The 26,388-nt window shown below is 41.7% G+C and carries 19 protein-coding genes; 13 read left to right on the top strand and 6 right to left on the bottom strand.

Annotation, left to right across the window (positions count from 1 at the left end):
• Window positions 1–2 precede the first annotated feature (2 nt).
• From mlaD to H5123_RS02135, 3 genes are read left to right on the top strand one after another with little or no spacing between them, the layout of a single operon-like run.
• Window positions 3–452, top strand: a complete 450-nt coding sequence (gene mlaD / locus H5123_RS02145) for an outer membrane lipid asymmetry maintenance protein MlaD (protein ID WP_124015279.1) — start codon at window positions 3–5, stop codon at window positions 450–452.
• Window positions 452–1,027: a phospholipid-binding protein MlaC gene (locus tag H5123_RS02140; protein WP_182696871.1), complete on the top strand. Its 576-nt coding sequence runs from the start codon at window positions 452–454 to the stop codon at window positions 1,025–1,027. The genes mlaD and H5123_RS02140 overlap by 1 nt, the downstream gene beginning before the upstream one ends.
• A gap of 10 nt (window positions 1,028–1,037) precedes the next feature.
• On the top strand, window positions 1,038–2,195 hold the full coding sequence (locus H5123_RS02135; protein ID WP_182696870.1) for a PP2C family protein-serine/threonine phosphatase: 1,158 nt from the start codon (window positions 1,038–1,040) through the stop codon (window positions 2,193–2,195).
• Between the two features lie 158 nt (window positions 2,196–2,353).
• Here H5123_RS02135 and hmpA read toward each other — a convergent pair whose 3' ends face one another.
• Window positions 2,354–3,535, bottom strand: coding sequence for an NO-inducible flavohemoprotein (hmpA, locus tag H5123_RS02130; protein ID WP_182696869.1), 1,182 nt, complete (start codon window positions 3,533–3,535; stop codon window positions 2,354–2,356).
• A gap of 186 nt (window positions 3,536–3,721) precedes the next feature.
• On the opposite strand from hmpA, the gene norR reads away from it, so the two are divergent.
• Both norR and H5123_RS02120 read left to right on the top strand, forming a co-directional pair.
• Window positions 3,722–5,302: a nitric oxide reductase transcriptional regulator NorR gene (gene norR, locus H5123_RS02125; protein ID WP_182696868.1), complete on the top strand. Its 1,581-nt coding sequence runs from the start codon at window positions 3,722–3,724 to the stop codon at window positions 5,300–5,302.
• A gap of 150 nt (window positions 5,303–5,452) precedes the next feature.
• Window positions 5,453–6,199 (top strand): DUF1499 domain-containing protein, encoded by a 747-nt coding sequence (locus H5123_RS02120; protein WP_235781718.1) that lies wholly within the window; start codon window positions 5,453–5,455, stop codon window positions 6,197–6,199.
• A 144-nt stretch (window positions 6,200–6,343) separates the two neighbouring features.
• On the opposite strand, the gene H5123_RS02115 is transcribed toward H5123_RS02120, so the two are convergent.
• Window positions 6,344–8,080: a tannase/feruloyl esterase family alpha/beta hydrolase gene (locus H5123_RS02115; protein ID WP_182696867.1), complete on the bottom strand. Its 1,737-nt coding sequence runs from the start codon at window positions 8,078–8,080 to the stop codon at window positions 6,344–6,346.
• 335 nt (window positions 8,081–8,415) lie between these two features.
• Complete coding sequence (locus H5123_RS02110; RefSeq protein ID WP_310736127.1) at window positions 8,416–9,135, bottom strand: FadR/GntR family transcriptional regulator; 720 nt, start codon at window positions 9,133–9,135, stop codon at window positions 8,416–8,418.
• 512 nt (window positions 9,136–9,647) lie between these two features.
• Between H5123_RS02110 and H5123_RS02105 the strand changes: the two genes are divergently transcribed.
• From H5123_RS02105 to H5123_RS02095, 3 genes are all read left to right on the top strand, one after another.
• Window positions 9,648–11,294, top strand: a complete 1,647-nt coding sequence (locus H5123_RS02105; RefSeq protein WP_182696910.1) for an FAD-binding protein — start codon at window positions 9,648–9,650, stop codon at window positions 11,292–11,294.
• 67 nt (window positions 11,295–11,361) lie between these two features.
• On the top strand, window positions 11,362–11,718 hold the full coding sequence (locus tag H5123_RS02100; RefSeq protein ID WP_124015270.1) for a cytochrome c3 family protein: 357 nt from the start codon (window positions 11,362–11,364) through the stop codon (window positions 11,716–11,718).
• 65 nt (window positions 11,719–11,783) lie between these two features.
• On the top strand, window positions 11,784–13,037 hold the full coding sequence (locus H5123_RS02095) for an OprD family outer membrane porin (RefSeq protein WP_124015269.1): 1,254 nt from the start codon (window positions 11,784–11,786) through the stop codon (window positions 13,035–13,037).
• A gap of 204 nt (window positions 13,038–13,241) precedes the next feature.
• On the opposite strand, the gene H5123_RS02090 is transcribed toward H5123_RS02095, so the two are convergent.
• Both H5123_RS02090 and H5123_RS02085 read right to left on the bottom strand, forming a co-directional pair.
• On the bottom strand, window positions 13,242–13,649 hold the full coding sequence (locus H5123_RS02090; RefSeq protein ID WP_124015268.1) for a VOC family protein: 408 nt from the start codon (window positions 13,647–13,649) through the stop codon (window positions 13,242–13,244).
• 289 nt (window positions 13,650–13,938) lie between these two features.
• Window positions 13,939–15,729: a flavocytochrome c gene (locus H5123_RS02085; protein WP_182696866.1), complete on the bottom strand. Its 1,791-nt coding sequence runs from the start codon at window positions 15,727–15,729 to the stop codon at window positions 13,939–13,941.
• Between the two features lie 401 nt (window positions 15,730–16,130).
• Between H5123_RS02085 and H5123_RS02080 the strand changes: the two genes are divergently transcribed.
• The gene (locus H5123_RS02080) at window positions 16,131–18,098 is read left to right on the top strand and encodes an ATP-binding protein (protein WP_182696865.1); all 1,968 of its coding nucleotides are present in this window, start codon (window positions 16,131–16,133) and stop codon (window positions 18,096–18,098) included.
• Window positions 18,095–19,474, top strand: a complete 1,380-nt coding sequence (locus tag H5123_RS02075; RefSeq protein ID WP_182696864.1) for a sigma-54 dependent transcriptional regulator — start codon at window positions 18,095–18,097, stop codon at window positions 19,472–19,474. The genes H5123_RS02080 and H5123_RS02075 overlap by 4 nt, the downstream gene beginning before the upstream one ends.
• A 130-nt stretch (window positions 19,475–19,604) precedes the next feature.
• On the opposite strand, the gene H5123_RS02070 is transcribed toward H5123_RS02075, so the two are convergent.
• Window positions 19,605–20,399 (bottom strand): Crp/Fnr family transcriptional regulator, encoded by a 795-nt coding sequence (locus tag H5123_RS02070; protein ID WP_182696863.1) that lies wholly within the window; start codon window positions 20,397–20,399, stop codon window positions 19,605–19,607.
• Window positions 20,400–20,853: 454 nt separating this feature from the next.
• On the opposite strand from H5123_RS02070, the gene H5123_RS02065 reads away from it, so the two are divergent.
• The 3 genes from H5123_RS02065 to H5123_RS02055 are packed head-to-tail and all read left to right on the top strand — an operon-like array spanning window position 20,854 to window position 26,386.
• Window positions 20,854–21,798: a DmsE family decaheme c-type cytochrome gene (locus tag H5123_RS02065; RefSeq protein WP_182696862.1), complete on the top strand. Its 945-nt coding sequence runs from the start codon at window positions 20,854–20,856 to the stop codon at window positions 21,796–21,798.
• Window positions 21,799–21,812: 14 nt separating this feature from the next.
• On the top strand, window positions 21,813–23,807 hold the full coding sequence (locus H5123_RS02060) for an MtrB/PioB family decaheme-associated outer membrane protein (protein ID WP_182696861.1): 1,995 nt from the start codon (window positions 21,813–21,815) through the stop codon (window positions 23,805–23,807).
• Between the two features lie 32 nt (window positions 23,808–23,839).
• On the top strand, window positions 23,840–26,386 hold the full coding sequence (locus H5123_RS02055) for a DMSO/selenate family reductase complex A subunit (RefSeq protein ID WP_182696860.1): 2,547 nt from the start codon (window positions 23,840–23,842) through the stop codon (window positions 26,384–26,386).
• Window positions 26,387–26,388 lie beyond the last annotated feature (2 nt).

Below are 26,388 nucleotides of genomic sequence, written 5' to 3'. Positions count from 1 at the left end.
CAATGAAAAACAATTACGTCAATTTTCTCGTCGGCCTGTTTGTGCTGTGCGGGATTGGAGCCTTGGTATTTATGTCTGTTACCATTGGCGGGGCATCTATTTCTAATAGCGGTCAATATACTTTAGTCGCTAAATTTGAAAACTCTTCAGGTTTAAAAGAGGGGGCTTTTGTTGAAATGTCCGGTGTAAGGGTTGGGTTAATTAAATCGATTAAGTACGACCCTAAAGCGTATGAATCTGTGGTTACAGTGTCATTAGACAACAGCATTACTGTGCCAGATGATTCCGTCGCGTCTATTCGTACATCTGGGATTATCGGTGACAGGTTTCTTAAAATATCCAGCGGTGGATCAGACATCAATATGGAAGATGGTGATGAGTTTATTGATACAGAATCATCAATTAGCATCGAAGAATTAGTTAGTAAATATATGTTTAGTCAGGATAAATAATGAAATCGATAATAGCTTTAATCATAATGTTAGTGATGCCGTCTGTAGCTTTAGCAGCACAAGGACCGACAGATCGGGTTAAATTGGGTGTGTCAGATATCATTAGTATTGCTTCTGATAGTGCTTTGTCGGTTGAACAAAAAAAACAATTGCTCAGTGATGTGATTGAAAAGCATGTGGATATTCAAGCGTCTGCGCAACGCGTATTAGGTAAGTATTGGAGAGAAGCCAGCGACAGCGAAAAGCGTCAATTTATGGTGTTGTTAAAAGGCGTTTTAGTCGATACTTATATTGTATTGTTAGAAAAATATGATAATGAAACCGTTGCTTACACTGGCGAGACCATCAAGAAAAAAGTCTATGCAACGGTAGATACCGACATACATACCAAAGACAATATCATTCCAGTTTCTTACCAGCTTTATCAGCGCAATGATGAATGGAAAATTTACGACTTTGTAGCGGAAGGTTTATCAATGATCCGTACCTTTAGTAAAGACTATCAAAGTACCTTAAAGAAAAGTGGTGTTTCTGGTTTAAATGAAGCCCTTGCTGCTAAATTAGCCCAAAAGTAAGGTCTTCCCTTTGAGTATAGACAGAGCATTAGCTAATAATATCATTGATGAAACCTTGTGGTTTAAAACCACCTTGGCGCTCACGTTAACTGAGTTTAATTATTATCTCATTAAGAAAAATGGCCAAATTAGCTGTAATTTTTCATCCTTGTGTGATCAACATTACACTAACCTGTATAAACAGTTTCAAGCATTGTCGTTACAGCACAGTACCATTGAGATATTGCCATTAAATGATGATGGCAAGACGTCTTGGGCACTGCCTTTTGGTAAAGATTCGAGCTTATTTGACTGTATCATTTTGCTCGATTTGCCTGCCAATGTAGAGTCGCATCATGTTAGTGCATTGTATTTCAAGCTTTTATATCAGCTAAAAAGTTTTCAATTCTCTGAAGCATCTTCACAGCTCAATGCCGCTCAAGTATGGATCCGCGATGAGATAGAAGAGATTACCCGCTTACAACAGCTAATGTTGCCAGACAAAGGTATTGAACTAAGCTCCGTTAAAATGGCCTACACCTACAAAGCAATGAAAGGCGCTGGTGGCGATTATTTAGATATTGTCGATCTCGGTAAAAGTCGTCCTGACATTCAAGGTGATATAGGAATGATTATTGCCGACGTATCGGGGCATGGCCCAGCCGCTGCCGTAGAGACAGCAATGATAGATGCGATTTTACGCACCTTTGAGCCGAAGAACTTATCCAGTAGCTCTTCAGAAGTACTCAATTATATCAATCAACACTTTTTCACTAAAAAGCCCCGCGGCAGTTTTTTAACCGCCACAGTGCTTCGTTATAATTGTAAAGACAAAGAACTCATTTATGCCAATGCTGGCCATCCGCATGCGTACTTGAAAAAAGCCAATCGACTGGTTGCTCTAGATCAGGGCGGGATACCGATAGGTGTATTGCGTGAGCAAAATTGGGATACCTACAGGGTTAGCGTGGATGTTGGTGATATCTTGTTTGTTTATACTGATGTTGTCATCGAAACTCAAAATGCCCAAAAAGAGCTATTTGGCTTTGATCGCTTAGAAAAAGCCATTAGTGCCGCCCCCGATGAACCCGAAGCTATGCTGGAGTATCTTGAACAGCAAATGAAACTATTTTGCGGTTTTTCAGAATTTCAGGATGACTTAACCATGTGTGCTATCCAGTTTATTTAAGTTAATAGAGTATTTAATCATTGAGAAGATGAAGATTGGGATGACGATATCCCGTTTTAGGACATCTCCAGCCATAGGTTTAATCGTTTTTTATCAATAACTAAAAAGCCCTGAGTTAACACTCAGGGCTTTTTCTATCTTACGGGTTTATTGGGTGATTAAGCGCTTAATGCTTCAGTTGGGCCAAAGAATTCATAATGAATTTGGTTTTCTGGTATACCTAAGCTGGTGGCGATAGCTAATGCTGCTTTCATAAAGCCAGTAGGGCCAAGTAGGTAAAATTCTACATCGCGGTCTGCAGGCAGTTGCTCTGCAATCAATGATGCATCAATGAAGCCTGTCGCATGAGGTTGGCAATATTGTTCTGGTTGGCTGTAAACATACAGCGGCTTGATGTGATCATGGATTGAGGCAAGTTGATCAACATGGTGTTTAAACGCATGGACATCACTATTAAGAGCCGCATGAATAAAGCGAATATCGCGGCCTGAACCAGCTTCAGTATTGAGCATACTAATCGCAGGCGTAATGCCCACACCGCCGGTGAGTAAAATTAATGGTTTGGTATTTTTACGTAAAGTAAAATCGCCACTGGGGGCACGTAATTTGACTTTATCACCTAACTGAATGTGGTTATGTAAGTGATTTGATACCACACCATTAGGTTCACGCTTGACGCTAATTCTTAAGTAATCTTTGCCTGCCGCGTCAGATAAACTGTAGTTACGACGCATTGATACGCCATCGATATCATCAAATACTAAGGTTAGAAATTGACCGGCTTCAAAGCTTGGCAAACCTTTATCATCAAATGGTTGAAAGTAGAATGAGGTAATCACTGAACTTTCATCTACACGTTTTATTAAAATAAACTCACGATCGCCGCGCCAGCCACCAGTTTTCTGTTCGTTCTGTGTATAAATTGACTCTTCAGCCGCAATTAATATGTTGGCTAACTGACCGTAAGCTTTGGCCCAAGCATCAATCACTTCGTCTGTTGCAGCATCGCCGAGTACGGCTTTAATGGCCTGTAATAAACAGCTGCCAACCGCATCATATTGGTGCGGCAATATACCTAGTGCGGTATGCTTTTGGACAATTTTACTGACCGCAGCGCTTAAATTACCTAGTTCATCAATATTGGCACCATAAGCAATCACAGCGTTAGCCAGTGCTTTAGGTTGAGTGCCTTTAGCTTGGTTAGTTTGATTGAAATAAGGCAATACTTCAGGATGCTGGGCAAACAGTAATGGATAGAAATGGCTGGTAATGTCATTGGCGTAAAGTTGTAACGCGGGGACAGTGGCCTTAATAATTTGAACAGTTGCAGTGTCTAACATTCATGATTCCTTTTTGGGGAGTAAATAGCGATAAGCTTCAATCAATTACCTTGTATACCTAGACATTACACAGAACGTGCCAACATTTATCACACTGATTTTAAACATATAAATTTAATAAAGGTTAAATTGACCTAGATCGGTAAGTGTGTCAAATTAACCTAAATTAGGTTTATTTGACTTATTATGAATATTGTTCCCTTTATCGACATTGTAGAAGACTTAAATCGTGACTTGATAAAATCGGAGCGTTACTTGCGGCTGATTTTAGCGATTCAACGCGCCATTCCGTGCGATGTTGTAGCCTTACTGAAGCTTAAACAGGATCATTTGGTGCCTGTAGCTGTGGTGGGCTTAAAGCAAGAAGCGTTAGCGCGACAATTTTCGATTAACCACCATCCACGCTTGCAGCAAATTTTAGCTAACCCACACGTTACCCGCTTCGATGCCGACTCAACACTGCCCGATCCCTATGACGGTTTAGTCGATGATGGCAGTGAACAATTGCACGTGCATGACTGCATGGGTAGCACCATTTATATCGATGGTAAAGCCTGGGGCGTTTTAACCTTAGACGCTATGCAAGCAGGTAGTTTTGATTCGCTTAATCCAACCGAAACCCGTGCTTATATTGCTGCTGTGGCCGCTGCGATTAGTACCAGTGAACATATTGAAGCGTTAGAAATTCAAGTTGAACGTAATCATCAAGTGGCACAGTGCATGTTAGCGACTGCAGGGCCGTCGAGCATTATTGGTAACAGTGGCGCAATTACGGATTTATTGTCAGAGATAAATACTGTTGCCGCCAGCGATCTATCGGTATTAATTACCGGGGAAACTGGTGTGGGTAAAGAGTTGGTTGCCAAAAGCATTCATCAACAATCACGTCGTAGCGAGCAACCGTTAGTACAAATTAACTGTGCAGCACTGCCAGAAAGCATCGTTGAAAGTGAACTCTTTGGTCATGTAAAAGGTGCCTATTCTGGTGCGGTAAGCGATCGTCGGGGCCGCTTTGAGCTGGCCGATGGCGGCACATTATTTTTAGATGAAGTGGGTGAATTACCGTTAGCGGTACAAGCTAAGTTATTGCGTGCATTGCAAAATGGTGAAATTCAGCGTGTTGGTAGCGACAATATTATTGTGGTGGATGTCAGAATTATTGCTGCAACTAATCGTAATTTGCAGCTAGAAGTTAAAGAAGGTAGGTTTAGAGCTGACTTGTATCATCGTTTAAGTGTTTATCCACTGCCTGTGCCAGCATTACGAGATCGCGGTAAAGACGTTATTTTATTGGCAGGCTATTTTTTAGAAAAAAGCCAACATCAACTTGGGGTCGCGAAACTGAGGTTGCAACAAAGCGCGATTAATCAATTAGCCCAATATCATTGGCCTGGCAATGTGCGTGAGTTAGAGCACTTGCTTAGTCGCGCTGCCTTAAGGGCCATTAGTGAACAAGGTCGTCATGCTAGTATTATTAGTATTAGCCCTGTGCATCTGGGGTCAGAGTTTATGGCGAGTCATTCTGAAGCACCACAGCAAACCGCGATGGAGAATCAATCCACCAATGATTCAACGGCTAGGTTATCCCAAGTGATAACCCAAGGACTGCGTGATGCCACCGATGAGTATCAGCGGCAAGTCATACAAACAGTATTCGTGACTGAGCGAGGTAACTTAGCTGCAGTTGCAAGGTCCTTAAAGCTAGATAGAAGTAATTTAATTCGTACCATGCGTCGTTTAGCGCTTGATCCTAATACGGGTGAGTAAAGCGAAACAACACTGGTTAAGTCAGTAAACGGTTCGAGCTTATCTTATTGAGTCAGAATATTTTTTTGTTGTTTGAGAAATTTATTAGCACAAATTCAGGTCAATGTAAGTTGAGTGAGATAAATTAGGATTACCTAAAGGATGAATGTGATGCAAAAAAGCAGTTTAAGTAATATTGCGTTAGTGGTGGCATTGGTTGCAGTAGCACTTGCCGTATTAATGGTATTTGGATCGACAATAGGATTATGGGATCCCATAGTCGGCTTCATGGCCAGCCGTAATTACAATAACTTGCTGGGATATGTTGTCGTCGTGATTGGGTTAGTTGCATTAATTACCAGCTTTACCATTAAGCAAAACAGTCGTGCTAAGGGTAGAGGGCTTATCAATTCGACCATAGCATTAGTGCTTGGATTAGGCATATTGGCGCCGAGTATTGTGGCATTGGTTATTGAGCCAGTTAAATACCCACCTATTCACGATATAACCACTAATACCCAATCGCCACCGCAATTTGAATTTTTAACTGACAGCCGTGAAGGCGCTAAAAACAGCTTAGTTTATGGTGGACCCGAAATCGCTGCGCAGCAACTGCAAGCTTTTCCTAATATTAACCCTATAGTGTCAGACTTAACCGCTGATGCGGCTTATCAAAAGGCACTTATGGTTGCGGAGTCAATGGGTTGGACTATTGTCGCTCAAGACCCAAAGGCACGTCGTTTTGAAAGTACCTCAAGAACCCCATTTTTTAACTTCGCAGACGATATTGTTGTGGTCGTGTCTGTATTAGAGCAGGGTAGCCGTATTGATTTACGCAGTGTATCGCGGGTTGGAATCGGCGATCGCGGTGTCAATGCACAACGCATTCAAGAATTTAGCCTGCGGTTTGCTGAATAAATTAAGTCGCAGGTTTTAACAAGTAAAAGGAGCATAGAATGCTCCTTTTACTTGTTAGCTATTAAATAAAGAGGTGCCCAAATGCGTTACAGTGATGGATATCTTGTTCCACAATCTAGTGCGTCATTATGTTGCTTATTGTTTCTATTGCTCAGGAGTCACGCAGATAAAGTTAACTGCATCTTCCATGTTACCTGTACCGCTATAGGTTGCCACTTGTGGGAAAGGGCATAATGGTCTTGTCCGTGTTTTAGACCAGTTAGCGGGTAACTCAGTATTTTCAGAACGAACAGAAGCATTTATGCTCTCAGGTGCTTGCCCTTGTTCTACCCATGCAACGAGAGAGTCAAGCATATCAAAGCGGTCTGTAGCTAACCCCTTACCGCAATGGTTCATACCAGGGACTAAATATAAGCGAGCAAACTCGTCGGCTTGATTTTCATTGACGTTTTGCAAGCCTTTGTACCAGTTAACTGTATCGTTAGGTGAAAATACTGCGTCAGAAGTACCATGAACGACCATTATCTTAGCGCCTCGATCTCTCAATACAGTTAGATCAGTTGGATTTGGTGGTGTCATGAATGTCATTCCTGACTGGGTGTAAGTATCATCAATCGCATAAATACGCTCAACATCGGTATCCATATCAAAAGGCATCACAAATTCATATGCACCGAGTTCCGTTGAACCATTATAAGGGGTTGGTGCGGTTGAGAATATAAATGCCACAGCGCCTGGATCTCTCATCATCGCCATGAAAAATTCCCAGTTATAATAATCATTGGTGCCCATGCCTGCATCATAGGGGAAGTCTGAATAAATGGCCGCATCTGTATTGCTATTACGTGGCCCAGACATAATGTTTGTCATTACAGACTTCTGCGCAGCAGTTAAACATGTGCCATCTCGGTCAGCTGGACAGGTTGGCACATCTCGATCTAAATCAAATGCATCTTGGCAACCATAAGTATCTTGTACCATTCCGTCGCTTGCACCATCTAATGCATCACATTGCTGTGCGACTTTACTTGCAACGAGTGCAAACTCTTCTTGGGTGAAGCCATTTTGTAAAGATGCGAGCACATTTTCGACGTCAATATCTACTAGGCTTGAATATTGCTGAATACCATAAAGCTGTGAAACAGCTGCTTTGGGTAAGTTGAACCCTGGGTTACCCACTAAGAAACCATCATATAAATCGGCATAGCGTGTTGCGGCAACCATGGTATGGCGTCCACCATTTGAGCAACCTCCAAAGTAAGAACGATCAGGCTGTTTACCATACGCGGTTTCAATTAAAGATTTAGCCATTGGCGTGAGTTCGGCAACCGCATTGTAGCCATAATCTAAGCGTGCCTGAGGATCTAGCCCAAACATGGGTGTTGCTGATGCGTGTCCGGTGTCGGAACTGATGACTGCAAAGCCTTTGTTTAGCGCACCAGAATCCTTGCTTGCAGATGTAAGGAAACGACCAACGGCTTTTTGCACTTTACCATCTAAGCCGCCATTGGCTTGGTAATAAAAACGGCCATTCCAGTCTGACGGTAAACGCATTTCAAAACCAATAGCGTACTCGGCATCACCATCCATCCCTATGCCAGTTCTTTCGTTCATTTTCCCTGTGATTAAACAATGTGAAGGAGACGGGTAAATTTCGCCTGCGTCATATTCCACATCACCCGCGGGGATAAGTTCTGCACTGATAATTGTAGTGTCGGCATAATTGAACTCAGTTGCGAGTGTGGCACAACTGGTGATACTTGCAGGTATGGCGGCCTCAAGTTGTGGAATGCCTTCCGAAGATGAGTCACTATTGCAGCCGTAAAGAGCAATACACAAAGGTGCTAAAGCTAAGGGAATCCATAGATTTTCCGTTTTCATATTAATCCTCATTGTCTATACCTGAATGGTAATATGTTAAACGTATAACATATGATTTTCAGGGTAAATACTGATAAGAATTTAATGACTAATGGGTCTCAGTTTCTACATTGTTGGGAAATAGATCGCAGTTGGTTTGACAAAACTGAAATTTAAACAGCTTTTAACTAAGATAAATACTTTGCTAGCAATGTGATAATGTCATTTGGGTTGGCTGAGGTGTTTTGTACAGAGGCTGCAAATCTTGTTGAGCTTTGTTTTACTATGGGTATAAAAACAGGCTCATGAATAAACATGAACCTGCGTATAATCAAGACTGTACAGTATAATAATGCTTATTTTTCAGTGTCTCTATAATCTTTTTCTACAGCGTTGAGCCTTAGGGTAAATGCTTGTAAGTGTGTGCGCATTTCTGCCTCAGCTTGTTGACCGTCTTGTGCGATAACCGCTGCAATAATTGCATCATGCAGGCCTACTGGATGGACTTTGTCATGGCTAGGTTCAAATTTTGAAGTTGCATTACTGATAACTTGCAACAGAGATTTGACGATAGCCGCGAGAAAACGATTTCCTGACATATCAGCTAAAATATAATGCACTTTCTGGCGTGAATAAACGGTATCAGAATAGTCTAATATGTGTTCTTCACAGCGAGAGGCCTCACGTAATTTTTCTGCCAGTTCAGGGGTGCAATTTTGCGCTGCTAATTTAGCCACCATAGGCTCAATTTGTAATCTTGCCTCGCAGACTTCGGCGAATGACATTTTTTCCATGAGGAACAATTCCTGACACACATTAGTCAGTCGTTCAAATGTCATCAGTTTTACGAAAGCGCCACCCATCGCACCTTGTTTAATTTCTACAAGGCCACTCGCTTCAAGTCCTTTGATTGCTTCTCGCACTACAGTGCGACTTATTTGAAACAATTCAATGAGTTCTCGTTCGGATGGTAGTTTATCACCAGCTAAATACTTACCTTCAAAAATAGCATTCTTTAGTTGGTTTCCTATTTCATCGGAAGCTTTCATGTGTTTGACGGAGGTAAAGTTAACCAAGTTCAGTGTCCTAAATTTGTTCTGGTTTATATTCTATCATGCTCATACATATGCTTAATAGTTATGCTGATGAAATATCCTTGTTTTCCCGCTCTTATTTATGCGTCAAAACTGCTTGTAAGTATATGACTCAAATTCGATTATTTGCTTTCTGTTGATATTCATCTGTTGAATTTCTCTCATCGGTAATGCCTATTATATTTTTGTTGTTAGAAAGTCACAAAATCACTTTTTTTTGAGAGCTACTCCAAAGATGCAATAACTATCCCTTTATGGGTAATATAATATGTCATACATTTAACGTATCAAGTTTGGGGTTAACATTAACTATTATCATATTAAGACTTTTCCCCACTTTCTGAGCGAACCCTACTTTTGATGCAAGTAGAACACAGTAGCTCTGTACGGTTATGAGCGGGTTCAATATCGCAGTTAATGCTGTTGGACCCATTGTGACAGTGAGGGCAAAAGGAGTATGACAATGAGTAAATGATTCAAAGAAGCCGGAAGCAATCGATCAATACACCGCGAATGTCCTGCAAAATGGTATTTCACGACGTAGCTTTTTAACTCGTGCTGCAGTAGGTACTGGCGCAGTTGCATTTACCGGCCTAAGTGGCGGAATGGCTTCTGCTGCAACAGATGACGCCTGCCAAAACGCAGCTAAAAGTTCAGATGGCGGCGCAACGTTAGAGTTTATGCCTAAGCCGAAACCGATTTCTGACAGACTGATCGTATCGACACAAACGTTCGACGTGGTTGTGGTTGGTGCGGGTGCTTCAGGTGTTCCTGCAGCACTATCAGCGGCGGAGAATGGCGCTAAAGTTGCGGTATTACAAAAACAAGCGATTGTCGTTTCTCAAGGTAACACAGGTTCTGGTATTGATTTGGCCAACAGCGATAAGGCTGGTGTCGAAGCCATGGTTAGCCGTTTAATGAGCGACAGTGCTCATCGTTGTCACCCTGAACTTGTTAGAGAATGGGCGTATAACTCTGGTGAGGCAGTTTCTTGGGTTATCGATCGTGCTAAAAAAGGTGGCGCGCAAATCGTAGACCAAGGCACTAAAGTGCAACATGGTATCCGTGGTGTCACTGAACATAAGCTCAATTTTGTGACCTCATTTTGTGGCCCTAAGCCATATACCACAGGTGACGGCATGCGTGATTTAGCTAAAGTAGCTGAAAAAGCGGGTGTTAAATTCTTCTTCAACATGCCTGCACAACAACTAATCCAAGATGAATCTGGCAAAGTTATTGGTGTTATTGCCAAAGACCGTGATGGCAAATACCACAAATACCTTGCTAAAAAAGGTGTGATTTTGTCGTCTGGTGATTATCAGAATAACGAAGCAATGTGTAACTTCTTCATTCCTGATTTGAAGCATTTTGAACGCAAGCAAATGGATCGTACTGGCGATGGTTTCTCTATGGCTTACTGGGCCGGTGGCGTAATCGAACCTATCGGTCATACCAAAATGTTGCACGATTTTGACGCCGGTCCAGCTTCAATGTGTGATATGCCATTCCTTGCTGTTAACCGCAAAGGTAATCGTTTCGTCAATGAAACGGTTGAAATGTCATTGATGAATAACTACCTACGTGATGCAGAAAATGCGGGTAACTACTCTCAAGTCTTTGATTCTAACTACATGGACCAAGCTGCTAACTGGCCTGGAAAACTGTACTCACCTGAAGAAATGAAAATCTATATGCCTGAAGATCCAGCGCCTAAGGTCGGCGTGTTTGCATCTCAGACAAATACCTACTCAGCCAATACCTTGGAAGAGCTTGCAGTAAAACTGGAATGTGACCCTAAAACCTTCGTTGCCAATGTTAAGCGCTATAACGAGCTTTGCAAAACCGGTAAAGATGACGATTTTGGTAAGCCTTCATCAAAAATGCTTCCTGTTGTTAAAGCCCCTTTCTATGGCATTCACCGCCGCATGCGTATCTCAACCCTTTGTTCAGGAATGCTAGTCGATAAAAATCATCAAGCGCTTGATGCTGATGGCAACAAAATTGGCGGCTTATTCGTTATCGGTAACTTAGGTGGTGGCTTCTATGGTGGCGTTGATTACCCACTGACTGTATTCGGATTGTCACTAGGACGTTGTTATACGTTTGGCTACTTAGCAGGTAGGTATGTGGCCAAGCTATAAAACGAACACCCAGTTAAATGGATGCCTGACACTTGGCAACCTTCCCAATGAATAATGGAATAACACAATGAAGAAATTAACACTGCGCAACATCATGCTTTGTCTTGCATTGAGCTTTTTCGCAAGCGGTGCAATGGCAAACAATAACACCTTATTGGATCAAACTCATGCGGCTAAAGGACTCAAATGTGCTAGCTGCCACGGTAAAGCTGAAATTCGTGAACCTGTGACTATGTCTAAATGCGTGACATGTCATAACACCCAAAAGCTAGCAGCCAAAACCAAGAATGTGAAACCTACAAATCCACATGAAAATCGTCATTTTGGCACTGAAACTGACTGCCTTAAATGTCACAGCGTACACCAAAAGTCAGAGAACTACTGTGGCAGTTGCCACCTTCGTTTTGACTTTGTTGTGCCATAAGTCGGCCATTTGGCACCTTAATATCTCGACCATAAGAAAACTTAACAATAATTAGGATGAGAAAAATGATGATGAAAACAAAACTACTACCTTTGGTTGTGGCATGCCTAGCAGCAAGCCCAGCCTTTGCGGCCGAGCCAATGGCCAATTTATTTAATGACGGCAGTGTAAATGGTCAATTTCAATTATTTGACTTCCAACGTAACTTTGATGGCGATAGTACTGATCGACGTGATACATCATTCGGTGGTCTTTTCTACCTGCGATCCGGAGAAGCTAACGGTATAAGCTTTGGCAGTTCATTTGCTTCAGCTAACCCAATTTGGGATGCAAACGATGATGGTCTGTATGGCCTTGTTGGTGGTGGAGCGCCTGGCTCTAAGGTTGAACGTACATCTGTTAACCGTTTGCAAGAGTACTTTGTTAGCGGCAACTGGTACGACACTAAAATAGTGGTTGGTGCGCAAGAGTTACGTACTCCCATGATGAACCCGTTCCCATTAAGAGCAATCCCGTTCACCTATCGCGGTGCCAGTATTAAGAATACCTCAATTGAGAACTTGGGCGTGTCAGCGCTGTATATCACTGATTACATGGGCTGGACCAACGAAGAGTTTGCTAGTGTGGCTGATGGTATCCGGGGTGAATTTGCACGTAAGGGCGTTTTCATCGATGTTGAAGACAATCCTATTTACGCCTTAGGTTTGGATTACAATCTGCCGTTGAATGCGGTCAAAGCCAAAACCAGTCTGTGGTACTACTCCATGGAAGACGTTTACAATCAGTATCATGTTAAATTGGACATGAGCGGTAAAATGGGCGCTGCCAACTGGTACTTCATTCCGTCTTATTTAAAACAAGACTCTACAGGTAAGCTAGATCAGAGCGCTGCACAGTTTGATACTTACCAGGCTGGGTTCCATTTAGGGATGAAATGGAGTGGGTTTGATGCCACGATTAAGTACGCAAAAACCGGTGATGGCGATGTTGTTGCCCCATTTGGTGATGAAAAAGTGATCATTCAGCAGGTGGTTCAGTCTTCGCGTGCTAATGAAGAAGGTTACGGTGCTCAGTTAGCATACAACTTTGCACCTGACTCAGCTCTCAGTGGTGTGAGCACATATCTTAACTGGGCTAGTTATCAAATAGATGGTGATTCAAGCAAAGACATTGATGAAACCGACTTGTCTGTTACTTATGATCTTTCACAGTTTGTAAATGGTCTAAGTGTACGCGCACGTCATGCCATTGTTAATTACTCTACAGGCGATGACCTAACTGACACTCGTTTTTACGTCTACTATAAATTTGCTTTGTAATTGGGTTACAGCATATAGACTAGCTCTAAAATAGAGTGACGTTTTGTTAAGCCAGTTGGAATATCCAACTGGCTTTTTTATGTCAGTTAGCTTGAACAATATGTGGTTTAGGTTGTCAGCATAAAGTGAACGACGCTGATTCCCTCGGTGTAGGACTCAAGTGTGTCGTTATAATTTTGCTGGAATTATGAATGGATTAATTATCTATTTCGGATGTTTATCATTTAACTGCAGTAAATCCCAAAGATTGCCATAAAGATCTTCAAATACCGCCACAGTGCCATAGTCTTGCTCTTGAGGCGGGCGCACAAACTTAATCCCATCAAGTTGCATGCGGTTATAGTCGCGCCAAAAGTCATCGGTATTCAAAAAAAGAAATACCCGTCCGCCAGCTTGGTTACCAATAAAATCATGTTGCTCTGGTTTGGATGCCCGCGCTAACAGCAAAGATACCCCGTTTGAACCCGGAGGTGCGACTACAACCCAGCGTTTGTCTTGTTCTGCTTGATAGGTGTCTTCAATCAATTCAAACTTCAATTTATTGACATAAAAATCGATGGCTTCATCGTAATCATTCACCACTAGCGCGATGTGAACTATAGACTGTTTCATTATTATCCTTTGATAGCTTTGTAAGTTAGCGTTGTATATTAGCTAGTGAGTTAATGCAAAATTTACTGTGCCATCGATTATGCATTAATTAATCTGAACTCGGGATAACAAATATCTCGCAAACAGCCCTTTGCCTTGCTAACTGCGTTATTTTTTACATGAGAAGACTTGCAACAGGCCCGCTATTGACGCGTTAATTGGTCAGGTTTGGTGATCTTGACGCATAAAAAAAGCCACAGTAATGAACTGTGGCTTACTGATACTAGCGAGTCAGTTAATTCTAAATCGATTAGTTCTTTTTAGAATATTTTGCCGCTTCTTCACCTGCTAAGCGACCGAAGGTGATGATGCCTGAAATTGCATTGCCACCTAAGCGGTTAGCACCATGAACACCACCAGTGACTTCACCAGCGCCATACAAGCCAGGTATAACCTGTTTCTGAGCATTCATGACTTCAGTTTTAGTGTCGATCATCACGCCACCCATAGTGTGGTGAACCCCAGGTGTCACTTCGATTGCATAGTAGTTACCTTCGTTTAGTGCACGAGGTAGATTTGGACGCTCAAAATCAGTGTCTTTACCGCTGCTCACTAAGCTATTATAACGTGCAACTGTTTCGGTTAACGCTTTACCGTCAATACCTTCCATCTTGCCTAATTTCACTAAGCTGTCTGCCGATGGTGCAACACCTAAACCAATATACTTATCGATTTTAGACAGTGATTTACGTACAGAGTCATCAAAAATCAAATAAGCTGATTTACCCGTTTGCGCTAAGATTGCCGCAGAGGCTTTATCACGAGTGGTAATTTCGTTGACGAAACGCTTACCTTCACGGTTAACCAAAATCGCACCATTACCACGTACCGCTTCAGTGACCATTACGCCACCTTTTACTGATAGTGTTGGATGAGCTTGGATGTATTCCATGTCTTTCAAAGCGCCACCGGCATTTTCAGCCACATCCAGACCATCACCTACAGCACCAGGTTGGTTAGTAGAGATAAAGCCTTTTAATGAAGGATCAAGCTTAGCGACACGTTCGTTATTTTTAGCAAAACCACCCGTTGCTAAGATGACTGCATCGGCTTTCACCCAGTAGTAACCTTTATACATTCCCTTAACCAGAATACCTTTCACTTTGCCGCTGTCATCTTTAAGTACTTCAATGCCACGAGTGTTCATGCGTAAGTCGATATTGCGTTTTACGGCATTATCATAAAGCACTTGAACAACATGAGCACCCACACCTGCGCCACCAGTTGGACGGTGTGCACGCTTAACCGATGCACCACCCATCATGCCAACATCGGTTAAATCGGCGCCCATTTTGGTCATCCAATCAACTGAGCCTTTAGAGTGTGAGCTTAAGACTTCAACTAATGCTGGATCGTTTATATCACGGCCGCCTTTCATGGTGTCTTTGAACATTAGCTCAGGGCTATCTTTAATTTCTTTGGCTTTTTGTTGATCAGTCCAAGCAGCGTTCATACCACCTGCAGCCAATTTAGCGTTACCGCCGATAACAGGCTCTTTTTCAATCAGAATGACTTTCGCACCATTATCTGTTGCCGATATTGCCGCAGAGAAACCTGCGCCACCAGAACCGACAACCACTACATCAACCGTATCGTGAGGTGCACTAGCAAGAGCAGCCTGACGTTCTGTTTTATCTTTGGCCAGTTCAGCAATAGTGGGTTCGTCACGTTTCCATTTTTTAGCATATGGCATATTGAAATCGAAGCTGTGGCAAGAATCACAGTACACCATCGATTTTTCGTGCGCGCTGTGACATGAGGTACAAGCCACTTCACCGGGAAAATGTGAAGCATGGGCATTGTAATGTTCATGTTTTGTGGTTTCAGCCACTTCAGCTAAAGTGCCATGGCAAGAAACACATTGGGCATTTTCATAGGTTAAGCTGTCGTTTGATAGCTCGCCATCTGGAGTATGACAGCTATCACACTCTTGGTTTTGCTCATGGAATTCAGCTAAGTTATCAGCCGCAACAGCGTTGCCCATTAGGCCTGCTGTGCCCATTAGCGTGGCAAGGCAGACTGCAAGTTTCATTTTTTTCATTTTTGCTCCTCCTTCTAAACCTAATGATGCTTAGTTGATTAGGTATAAAAGCCAGTTATTGTTTTAGTGTGGCTGAAGTGAGATCACTTCACTTTAAAAGTTCGGTCTAAAATTAGGTGTTAAGTTGTTCAGCGGTTACTTCTGCTTACCTTAATCTTTATCCATGCCACTAAAACCAGCAATAAGATAAACACCAGCAGTGACAGAAATGACAACTCAATCACAAGCATGAAAAGGTGCTATGCAAAGATGCATAGCTATAAGGGCGTGTATGCACTTTTGCATAGCTTATGTGGCGCTAGATCACATCGAATTAATATTTAGGTAAAAGGTACATAATGATTTACTAATTCGCGGAATGCGGCACAGTTTCAAATGAGCGAAATAGTTAACATCGCAGTATGAAGATCCTATTACTATTACTTATTACCCTCACTTTTCCTGCATTCGCGCAAGACAGCATTGTGCTAGGTGTGCATTCAAAAACAGCGCCATTAGAGTGGCGTAATAACGGAGTGGATCAAGGATTTAACATTGAGTTGATGGATAGAATTGGTCAGCTTACTAACAAGCGCATTCTTGTGCGGCGTAAGAGTTTTCAGCAATTAGTTCAAGATGTGTATAACCCTAACAGTGATATTGACGTGATTGTGGTGGTGAGCCCGGTGAACATGGATCGCAAGTTAGCTCAATCTGATCCTATCTATGCCACCCACGCTAAAGCTTATACTTTGCAGGGTAAGGGGTTAATTAACAGTTGGGCAGATTTAATTGGTAAGCGGGTGGCCATTAAAAAAGGCGCTTTTGTTGATGTTTTTTTATCTGACCATTTGCAAAATTTCGACCGCGTGGATGTTGATTTGTATGAAACCGGTTTTCAATTACTGATTAAAAATCAAGTCGACGTGGTGATTGCTGAAAGCTTTGTTGCGCGGCGTTTACTTCCGTTGTATCCATCGGTGCGCAGTTCGAGTGATGCCCTCATTTATGGCGCGTTTAATTTTGTCGCTAATGAGTCGAAAACTGAACTCATGTATCAAATTAATGAAGCGCTTAGGCAGTTAAAATTATCAGGCGAATACGACCGACTGGTTAATAAATGGTTTGGTACCGGGCGTGAAAAAGTGGATTTAACCTCTTCTGAAAAGCGCATGTTTGCTCTAGCCATTTTAGTGGCGATTATTTCTGCTATCGGGATGATTTTCACCGGATTGATAAGCGCTAGTTTACGCCGTCATACTAAAGCCCTTGATGCCGAACTCATTCAGCGCAGGCGCATTGAAGCTGAGATATCTGAATTATCTAAACAGTTCCAATCTGTTCTCGATGGCATCCCCAATGGCGTAACCATAGTAAACCAAGACTTGCAGCATTTATGGAGTAACGATAACAATATTCATTTGTTAGATTCAGCAGCATTTTACTATATCGACAACCATGCATTTGTTCTTAAAACGGCGGTGCTCGAGGTACTCTCTAGCCAAACCCCCTTGATTGCAGAAATGCGCTATCAACAGCAGTTTTGGCAATTACAAATCCATCCTATTGCAGAAAAACAAGTGGTGATTCTACTTGAGGAAACCACTGAGCAGCATAGATTGAGGCAAGCAAATGAAGAAGTTAGCCGCTTAGCGTCACTAGGGGAGTTGTCTGCGGGAATTGCTCATGAAATCAATAATCCAACCGGCCTGATTGTGCATGCGGTATCATTATTTACCGCGGCCTTAAAAGACTTAACCCCAGCAGCAAGGCACTATCAGCAACAAAATCCTTTTTGGCTTATTGCAGGATTACCCCCAAATGTAGCCATCGAAGAGCTTCAGTACAGTTGCGGCTCTATTGAAGAGGGCGCCAAACGTATCAGCCGAATTGTTAATGACTTAAAACGTTATGCCATGCCGCATATTGCCGATCAATATGCTCGAGTATGCCTAAATGACGTGGTTCAAGTTGCCCAGCGTCTTACCGCTAATCAAACCAAGGTCCATCAGATCAGCATGAGGTTATGTCAACCTAGCCCTATAATTAAGGGCGATGCGCAACAGTTACATCAGGTATTAATCAACCTTATTCAAAATGCTTGTCATGCCTGCACTGAACAACATGGCGAGATTATTATAGAAACTCGCATTGCTGGCAATACGGCAATATTGAGCATTATCGATAACGGTTGCGGCATGAGTAGCGCCACGCTCAAACGTATTACCGAGCCCTTTTTTACCACCCGTCGCAACGAAGGCGGTAGTGGTTTGGGTTTATCGGTATGCAGCAAAATAATTAAAGAGCATCAAGGCGAAATGCAGATGCAGTCGAGTTTAGGTAAAGGCGCGCAAATTAGTCTGATTTTTGCATTGGAACAACACACATGAAACTGGCCAGAAATATTCTGTTAATCGACGACGAAGCCGCCTGGTTACGCACACTCGCGATAACCCTTAACCGTCTCGTTCCTGAGGCTGACATAGATACTTGTCTAGACAGCCGTCAAGTACACAGCCGCTTACAAGTGGGTGATTATGCGCTAGTACTGGTCGATCTTACTATGCCATTTCACTCTGGCGAAGAGCTATTAGCGATGATCCGCAGTGACTTTCCCAATACCAGGGTGATTATTGTGACTGGGGTGAATGAGGTTGATACTGCAGTGCGCTGTATTAAAAATGGCGCTTATGACTACTTCATCAAAACAGACAATGTCGATAATCTCGCGCGTACGGTACGCCGAGCGCTAGAAGTGGTTGGGCTTGAAAGAAACTACCTGTATATCAAAGAAAAATTCTTAAGTCGTACTTTAGATAACCCGCAAGCGTTCAATAATATTTTAACTTGCGAGCCACAGTTATTAGATCAATTTCGTTATCTTGAAGCCGTATCTTGTAGCCCTGAACCCTTGCTAATTTATGGTGAAAGCGGCACTGGCAAAAGCGAGTTCGCCAAATCTTGCCATGCGCTTTATAACCCGAATGAACCTTTTATTAGCATTAATCTTGCCGGTATTAGTAGCGAGTCCTTTGAGCAAAAAATGAATGGCCAGCTGTATCATCACCATAATGGCGAGCTTGAAGCGGTTGCAGGCCTATTGCATCAAGTAGGAAGTGGGGTGCTGTATTTGAATGAAATAGGCGCGTTGCCTCTGGATGCACAAGTTAAGCTATTAGCGCTGTTAGAAACTAAACAATATTACCCTTTAGGCAGCGACACCGCTTATCCGGTTAAATGTAAGTTTGTGGTATCGACTCAAGATGACTTACTCAAACTACACCAAGCAGGTGAGCTTAGAAGCGATTTACTCTACCGCTTACGGGCTCATAAAATTAAATTACCACCGTTAGCAGAACGGCAGTTAGACATTGCTATGTTAATCAATCATTTCATCGCTCTTGCTGCCGCTGAAATGAATCTACCTGCGCCTATTCAGCCTCCCGATTTAGCGCCCAAGCTCGCCAGTTATGATTTTCCTGGTAACCTTCATGAACTCAAAGGCATGGTTTTTGATGCTGTGAGCAGAAGTGATGGCATAGCGCTTAATACCTCTGCTTTTATGGAAGCGATTAATGAACACAAGTCATTAACGGCAGCGCCGCAAGATCGCATTATTTTTCCCAAACAACTGCCCACCATAGCGCAGATGAACCAAGCATTAATGGACGAAGCCATGAGCCGCACTGCCAATAACCAAACCGCAGCAGCGCAAATACTGGGTATTAGTCAAAGTGCATTAAGCAGGCGGTTGAAGGGACATTAAAGCTGAACATTATGTAGTTTAGTTAATATATAGCGGCGACTGAGTGCAGGTCTTGTTAATGTGTTTCTAGTCGAAACTTTTGTGTTAACGCTGCACTCGACGTTTCGAATCACTGAATTCTAGCGTCTCGCTATTGATTATTGATTTCAATCATATTCTTTGTTTTAAATTTTAGCATGTTATTCGATTTGCATCCTTGGGCGTCTTCTCTACCTAAAGGACAAGGAGAAAGTTCATTAAATAATGCTGTATTAATACTAAACATTCCTTTTTCTTTGGCTAGCATGCCTTTTTTCTTTAGGCTCCCCAGCATCAAGTCTAGCTTTATGACGCTAATATGCAGTATGTCAGCAATCTCTTCTCGTGTTAGTTTAATATCAATAGTAAGCCACATTGATGAAAACTCTGTCTTAAAAGCGACCAAAATATCGAATAGAAACTTAATGAGTTTATCTTCAGGTGACGATGTTAATAAGAAAATAGCCAATGCGGTTTGTCTTTCGGTAAAATAGTTGGCATCAAACATAAAACGTGTAAAGAGCTCAATGTCATTCTTTATTAAGTTTTTAATCAAAGATTTATCGACAACTATTATCTCACTATCTCGAGCTACTTTAATACTTTTACAACAAGTACAATTGTTTTCTAATAGTAAATGATAATCAGTTAGTCTATTCGGGATGATGACATTAACAAATTTAGGTTTGGTATAGTTGTTTGTTCTTTTTATATAAAATAATAGTCCGGTGTTTAAATAAATAAAATTATTAAGCAAAATACTTTTAGGTATTAGCTCACCTTTACTTAAGGTTTTTTTCTCGCCATTTTCTTTAATAAAACTCATTATGTCGGGTTTAACTGCATCTGGAAAGAATATAGTAGATTTCCCTTTCATTTCAGAACTTAAAGACATAACTAGAGCCATACCAACATACCTTAACGTTTAATTTTCATTACATGATTTACTAATCGAATATCTGACAGTATAAACCGAAATATAAATTAACTAGTTTCAATTCTATGCATATTTATATTATGCGATATTTCTCACATCTTTTTTTAAGTTGTGATGAATGTTGGTAATTTAAATTAGTTTTATTTTCTGTTAAGTCAATCACATGTTACTTACGATTGTTTATACCTATATGTAGGTATTTAGGCGGATGGTTTGATTAAATTAGCTCAAGAAGTTCGCAGATGATAACGGAATGTTAAGTAGGGGCCAGCCAGTTAGTGTTGTTTGGTTTAAACCTTGATAACAACAAATAAGCTTTCGATTATATTTTCTAGAACAAACATAGTAACTGACGTTAAAAAGTAATTATTTCACAGGTAGTGACATGAAAGTAAAAAATTCAGATTTAAGGAGGTATTTAACAATGAGATCTCTCTATCAACTTGCCATGCTCATTGGTTGTGGACTCTTAGTAATGCAAAGTGCTCTTGCATTACCGTGGGACGATTTAACCGCAGAACAATTAGACACTACACTGCAACAAAAATTTACTGACGGAAATTATTCTCCTAAAGGGGCAGATTCTTGCCTTATGTGTCATAAGAAAAATGAACAGGTGATGGACTTATTTAAGGGTACGCACGGCAAAGTCATTTCAGACGCATCTCCGATGGCAGGCTTGCAATGTGAAGCATGTCATGGTCCACAAGGCAATCATAATCGAGGTGGTAAGGAGCCGATGATTGCTTTTGGTGCAAAAAGTAAGTTGCCGGTAAGTTCTCAAAACAGTGTTTGTGAAGGGTGTCATAACGATGCACAGCAGATGAGCTGGCACAACAGTACCCATAATCTTGAAGAAGTTGCCTGTGTAGATTGTCACAAAATCCATGCAGCCAAAGATCCTGTTATGGATAAGCTCACAGTTAATGACACTTGTGTTAGCTGCCATACCAGCCAAAAAGGCGACATGAATAAGCGCTCTTCACACCCGTTAAAGTGGAACAGCATGACATGTGTTGATTGCCACTCAGCTCATGGTTCAATGAGTGAAAATGCGTTAGTTAACCCCACAGTTAATGATACTTGTTATAGCTGTCATGCTGAAAAACGTGGGCCTTTCTTATGGGAACATGCACCAGTAACAGAAAATTGTGTCACTTGTCATAACCCTCATGGCAGTGTCAATGAATCTCTCGTTAAGCAACGCGCTCCGCAATTGTGTCAGCAATGTCATGCCAATGATGGACACGCTAGTCGAGTAGTCGCTGAGTCAGGTATTGATGCTTTTGGCGGCGGTAAAAGTTGTTTGAATTGCCACAGTCAAATACATGGTTCAAATCATCCCTCAGGCAGCTTGCTGCAACGCTAATGGAGAGCAAGATTATGTCATTTAAAATCAATCTTATTACTGTATCGATATTAGTGGCGGTATCTGGACACAGTTTCGCAGCGAATTTTGGGGTGAGTAATGCTAATACTAGTCATGTAAAAACCAGTAATTATGAATGTAACCGTTGTGGCGAGAATACAGATTATAGCGGTAAGATCGATGTGGCTTTTGGCTATAACGACATTGATGATATGCATGCCGGTAACGCATTAGGCACTTCAGAAGATGGCGCTATTGGTTCGTTAAGCAGTGATATTTTGTTCCTGAACAAATCTGGCTATCAAGCCCAAATAACTGCTCACCAATTGGGTTTCGATAATAGCTTTGCTAGTTTACAAATTGGGGATTCAGGCTTATATGAGGTGGTATTAGATTACGCTGCAATCAAAACGATTAAAGCTGATGATGTAAATAGTCAGTTGTGGCATAACGATGGAATGCTGACTCCAAGTACTGATGTTAATACGTTTAACTTAGCGCTAGAACGAGAGAAATTAGGCATTGGCGTGGTATTTAGCCAAGATGCTTACAATAGCTTTGTCAGTTACAGCCAAGAAGAGAAAACTGGTCACAGCTCAAGCAGTATCGTGACGCCTAGCCCTATCAATATTGGCTTGCCGGTGAACGCGACGACTTCTCAATGGGATGCTGGGATAGGTCTTAATGGCGATAATTGGATGAGCGAATTGAGTTATTCAGGAAGCATTTACAATAATAAAATAAGCGACTTAAGTCTGCCTTATTTAAACGATGTTTATGCCGCCTCTCCAGACAGCCAAGCGCATCAAATATCACTTTCTGGCAATTACCGCTTTGATCAGACCGTGATGAGTGGACGAGTTGCAATGGGTCGCATGATCCAAGATGAAAACTTAATTCAAATGAGTGGTAATCCACTGCAAAGCTGGGACGGTCAGGTTAATACCACTGATGGCCGTTTTGCAGTGACATCAATGATGAATAATCGACTTCGCTTAGGTGGCAACATCGATTATAACAAGCGAGATAATCAGAGTTCGACTGCAGAGTTTGCTCAATATAACTTTAATAGTTTAACGGGTGCATTTAGACAAAATACCCCTTTAGATTACGAACGTAAAAATTATGGCATAAATGCGAGCTATCGAATTGCCAGTGGTTATCGTTTACAGGCAGGTTATGACAGTAAAGACATCACTCGCAATTATAGTGAACGTGAAACAACTCAAGATGACACCTTATGGGCGAAATTAAATATCCGTAAGTTTGAAATGTTTAATATTAATGTAAAGTCTGAGTATGCTAGTAGAGATGGTTCTAAATATGAGTCAGATATATTAACAGCCTCAGAAGATAATGCAGTGTTAAGAAAGTATTATTTGGCAGATCGAACCCGTAATGCCTATGAATTAAAGTTAACGCATACACCTAATGATTGGATTAATGTCGATATTACCTCTCGATATGCCAAGGATGAATATAAAGATACGGATGTCGGTTTATTAGATTCAGAAGATTATGGTTATGATGTCAATGTCAGTTTTCATATTAATCAGTATATTGATACTTATGGATTTATTGGGCAGCAATGGATTAACTCATCGCAAGCCGGTAGTCAAGTTGGCAATTCATATTGGTACTCAGATATAGAAGATGAGTTTATTAATATTGGTGCAGGGCTTAATTATAGTGGCTTAATGCAAGATAAATTAATTATAGGTATGGATTATCTATTTGCTAATTCAACCAGTAATACCAATGTGATTGTTGATGATAGTCAACCATACGGTGACTATTACAGTTATAACCACAGTGCCAGTGTCTATGCTGATTATGCATTAAACTCACAAATGGCACTCAAACTCAGCTATCGATACGAACGCTATTACGATACTGATGCTGCATCTACTGGGATTGTAAGTATACCCGGACTAATAACACTTCAAGATATAAACCATGACTATAACGCACACCAAGTGATGTTGTCATTTAGCTACAAATTGCATTAAACGTATCGTAAATACTACGCGAGGATATAGAAATGGAACGTAGAAATTTCTTAAAAATGAGTGCAGCAATTGGCGCTGCAGCAACTATCACTGGGTGTGAAGATAGTGCGAAAGAAATCAATGTAGTACCGCCAGAAGTACCTGAAAGTTCGCTTGAACAGCTTAACTGGTCTGCATGCTTAGTCAATTGCGGTTCAAATTGCCCTATTAAAGTATTCAGTAAAGATGGTGTTATCACCCGAATTGAAACTGACCATGAAACAACTGATGAATATGGTGTAAACCATCAAGCTCGAGCATGTCCTCGTGGACGCTCACTTCGTCAAAGAACCTATGCAACTGATCGACTACGTTCTCCAATGAAACGAGTCGGCAAAAGAGGTGAGGCAAAATTTGTCCCTATCAGTTGGGAACAAGCTTATTCAGAAATAGGCACGAAATTACAAGCTATTAAAGATAACTACGGCCCTGAATCAATTTACATGCATTACGGTACAGGTGCTTATTATGGTTTCTCATCGAATACCGCTACTTGGGGTCGCCTATTGAATTTAAATGGCGGTTTTCTAGACCACCATTGGGATTATTCATGGGCCGGTGTGTATCCAGCGTGTATGGCCACTTATGGCGATCAATGGGATAGCATTGGTGGTAGTTCGTTAAGCGAAATCGTTAACTCAGATTTATTTATTGGGTTTGGTTTTAATCCAAATGAGATACGCATGAGTGGTAGTGGCGAAGGCTATGACTTTGTTAAATCTTTAGAAAGTAATAAAAAGAATATTAAAGTGTGGATGGTTGAACCCAGATACACAGATTCAATGCGGGGTAATGAAGATGAGTGGCTTGCTATTCGTCCTGGTACTGACGCCGCATTAATTGAAGCGGTTATTTATCAAATGATAAATAGTGGTTGGGTTGATCAACATGCCAAACCATTTTTAGACAAATATGCAGTGGGTTATGACGAAGCATCGTTAGTGAACACTAAGGCGTCTGTTACGCTAAATGCTGATCCGTTTATTGCTTCACACGCTGAATTTATCGACCCAGCACAAAACTACCATGATTATATTATGGGCCAAGGCATATTTGAGCAAGAAGGTGCGAAAACGCCAGCTTGGGCTGCCGTAGTCTGTGGCGTTCCAGCGAATAAAATAGAACAACTAGCTACTGCTATTATGGCCGCTGAAGCGCCATATATTTCTGCTGGTGCGGGTATTAGTCGTCATGCAAATGGCGATCAAGCGACTCGCGCCGTGTATACCCTAGCCATTATGACCGGAAAAATAGGCCGTGCGGGTGTAAATAGCGGTGCCATGCCGTCAAGTTATAGTTTTGGTGTTTCGGGTATGCCTACTGGTAGTAACCCTGTAGAGGTTACTATCCCTGTTTTCACATGGTCAGATGCCGTTGTTCGTGGTGAAGAGTTCAGTGGAACTACTGATGGTGTTCGTTTCACTTCTAGCGGCAGTCAAGAACGAGTCGATAATAATCCTGCTACATTGGGCACCAACATTAAGGCAATTATTAACTGTGCCGGTAATGCTTTAGTCAATCAACATTCAGACAGTAATGGCACCGCGCAAATCCTCCAAGATGACAGTATGTGTGAACTGATTATTGTCAGTGATTGTTGGATGACACCTTCTGCTAAGTTTGCCGATTACTTATTGCCAGACAGTACATGGTTAGAATCAGTCGATTATGCCAACGATTCATATGCATCGGGTCAAATGGCGTATGCAACCTTCATGAGCACCTCATTGAAGCCACTAGGCGAATCACAATCTATGTATGAAATTTGTGCTGGGATTGCGAATGCTATGGGTTATGGAGCTGAATACACCGAAGGGCTTAACGGCCAACAATGGTGTGAAAAGCTTTATCAACAAACCAAGGCGATGAATGCCGATGTTGATATGCCCGATACCTATGAGGAGGCACAGAAAATTGGGGTTTTCCGTAAATACATGTCTTCATCAGTGGTTGCATTTGAGTCTTATATTCAAGATCCAATAGCGAACCCTAGACCGACAATTTCTGGAAAATTTGAGATTTTCTCATTATCACTTGCACGTAAAGCGGCCACTTGGTCTTTGCCTACTGGAGACCAAATTACTCCATTACCGCAATATGTGGTGACTTGGGACGGCTATCAAGATCAAGACACTATCGATGCTGGCTACCCATTACAGTTATGTGGTTACCACACTAAAGGTCGAACTCACTCAAGTTACCATAATGTCCCATGGTTACGGGAAGCCGTAGAAGATGCAGTTTGGATGAACCCGAAAGATGCCTCTTCTCGTGGATTAGCTGATGGCGATATGGTTCATGTTTATAACGGTAGAGGAACAATTGAACTGCCTGTAAAACTCACTCCTAGAGTTACTCCTGGTGTGTGCTCTTTAGGGCAAGGTGCTTGGTATAAACCAGATGCGAGTGGCAAAGTGGGTCCATCTGGCCATGTTGTGGATATTGGAGGCTGTATTAATACACTGACAAAATATCATCCTTCTCCAGTATCAAAGGGAAATCCACAGCACACCAATCGTGTTCAGGTAGTCAAGGCTTGATA

This window comes from Shewanella sp. SR43-4 (genome assembly GCF_014163845.1).
Lineage (GTDB): Bacteria > Pseudomonadota > Gammaproteobacteria > Enterobacterales > Shewanellaceae > Shewanella > Shewanella vesiculosa.
The sequence above is the reverse complement of the archived record's forward strand: the minus strand, read 5'-3'. Positions and strand labels throughout refer to the sequence as shown.

Coding starts and splice junctions, on each gene's coding strand:
- mlaD (WP_124015279.1), top strand. CDS start 3: ATGAAAAACAATTACGTCAATTTTCTCGTCGGCCTGTTTGTGCTGTGC.
- H5123_RS02140 (WP_182696871.1), top strand. CDS start 452: ATGAAATCGATAATAGCTTTAATCATAATGTTAGTGATGCCGTCTGTA.
- hmpA (WP_182696869.1), bottom strand. CDS start 3,535: ATGTTAGACACTGCAACTGTTCAAATTATTAAGGCCACTGTCCCCGCG.
- norR (WP_182696868.1), top strand. CDS start 3,722: ATGAATATTGTTCCCTTTATCGACATTGTAGAAGACTTAAATCGTGAC.
- H5123_RS02120 (WP_235781718.1), top strand. CDS start 5,453: ATGCAAAAAAGCAGTTTAAGTAATATTGCGTTAGTGGTGGCATTGGTT.
- H5123_RS02115 (WP_182696867.1), bottom strand. CDS start 8,080: ATGAAAACGGAAAATCTATGGATTCCCTTAGCTTTAGCACCTTTGTGT.
- H5123_RS02100 (WP_124015270.1), top strand. CDS start 11,362: ATGAAGAAATTAACACTGCGCAACATCATGCTTTGTCTTGCATTGAGC.
- H5123_RS02095 (WP_124015269.1), top strand. CDS start 11,784: ATGATGATGAAAACAAAACTACTACCTTTGGTTGTGGCATGCCTAGCA.
- H5123_RS02090 (WP_124015268.1), bottom strand. CDS start 13,649: ATGAAACAGTCTATAGTTCACATCGCGCTAGTGGTGAATGATTACGAT.
- H5123_RS02085 (WP_182696866.1), bottom strand. CDS start 15,729: ATGAAAAAAATGAAACTTGCAGTCTGCCTTGCCACGCTAATGGGCACA.
- H5123_RS02080 (WP_182696865.1), top strand. CDS start 16,131: ATGAAGATCCTATTACTATTACTTATTACCCTCACTTTTCCTGCATTC.
- H5123_RS02075 (WP_182696864.1), top strand. CDS start 18,095: ATGAAACTGGCCAGAAATATTCTGTTAATCGACGACGAAGCCGCCTGG.
- H5123_RS02070 (WP_182696863.1), bottom strand. CDS start 20,399: ATGGCTCTAGTTATGTCTTTAAGTTCTGAAATGAAAGGGAAATCTACT.
- H5123_RS02065 (WP_182696862.1), top strand. CDS start 20,854: ATGAGATCTCTCTATCAACTTGCCATGCTCATTGGTTGTGGACTCTTA.
- H5123_RS02060 (WP_182696861.1), top strand. CDS start 21,813: ATGTCATTTAAAATCAATCTTATTACTGTATCGATATTAGTGGCGGTA.
- H5123_RS02055 (WP_182696860.1), top strand. CDS start 23,840: ATGGAACGTAGAAATTTCTTAAAAATGAGTGCAGCAATTGGCGCTGCA.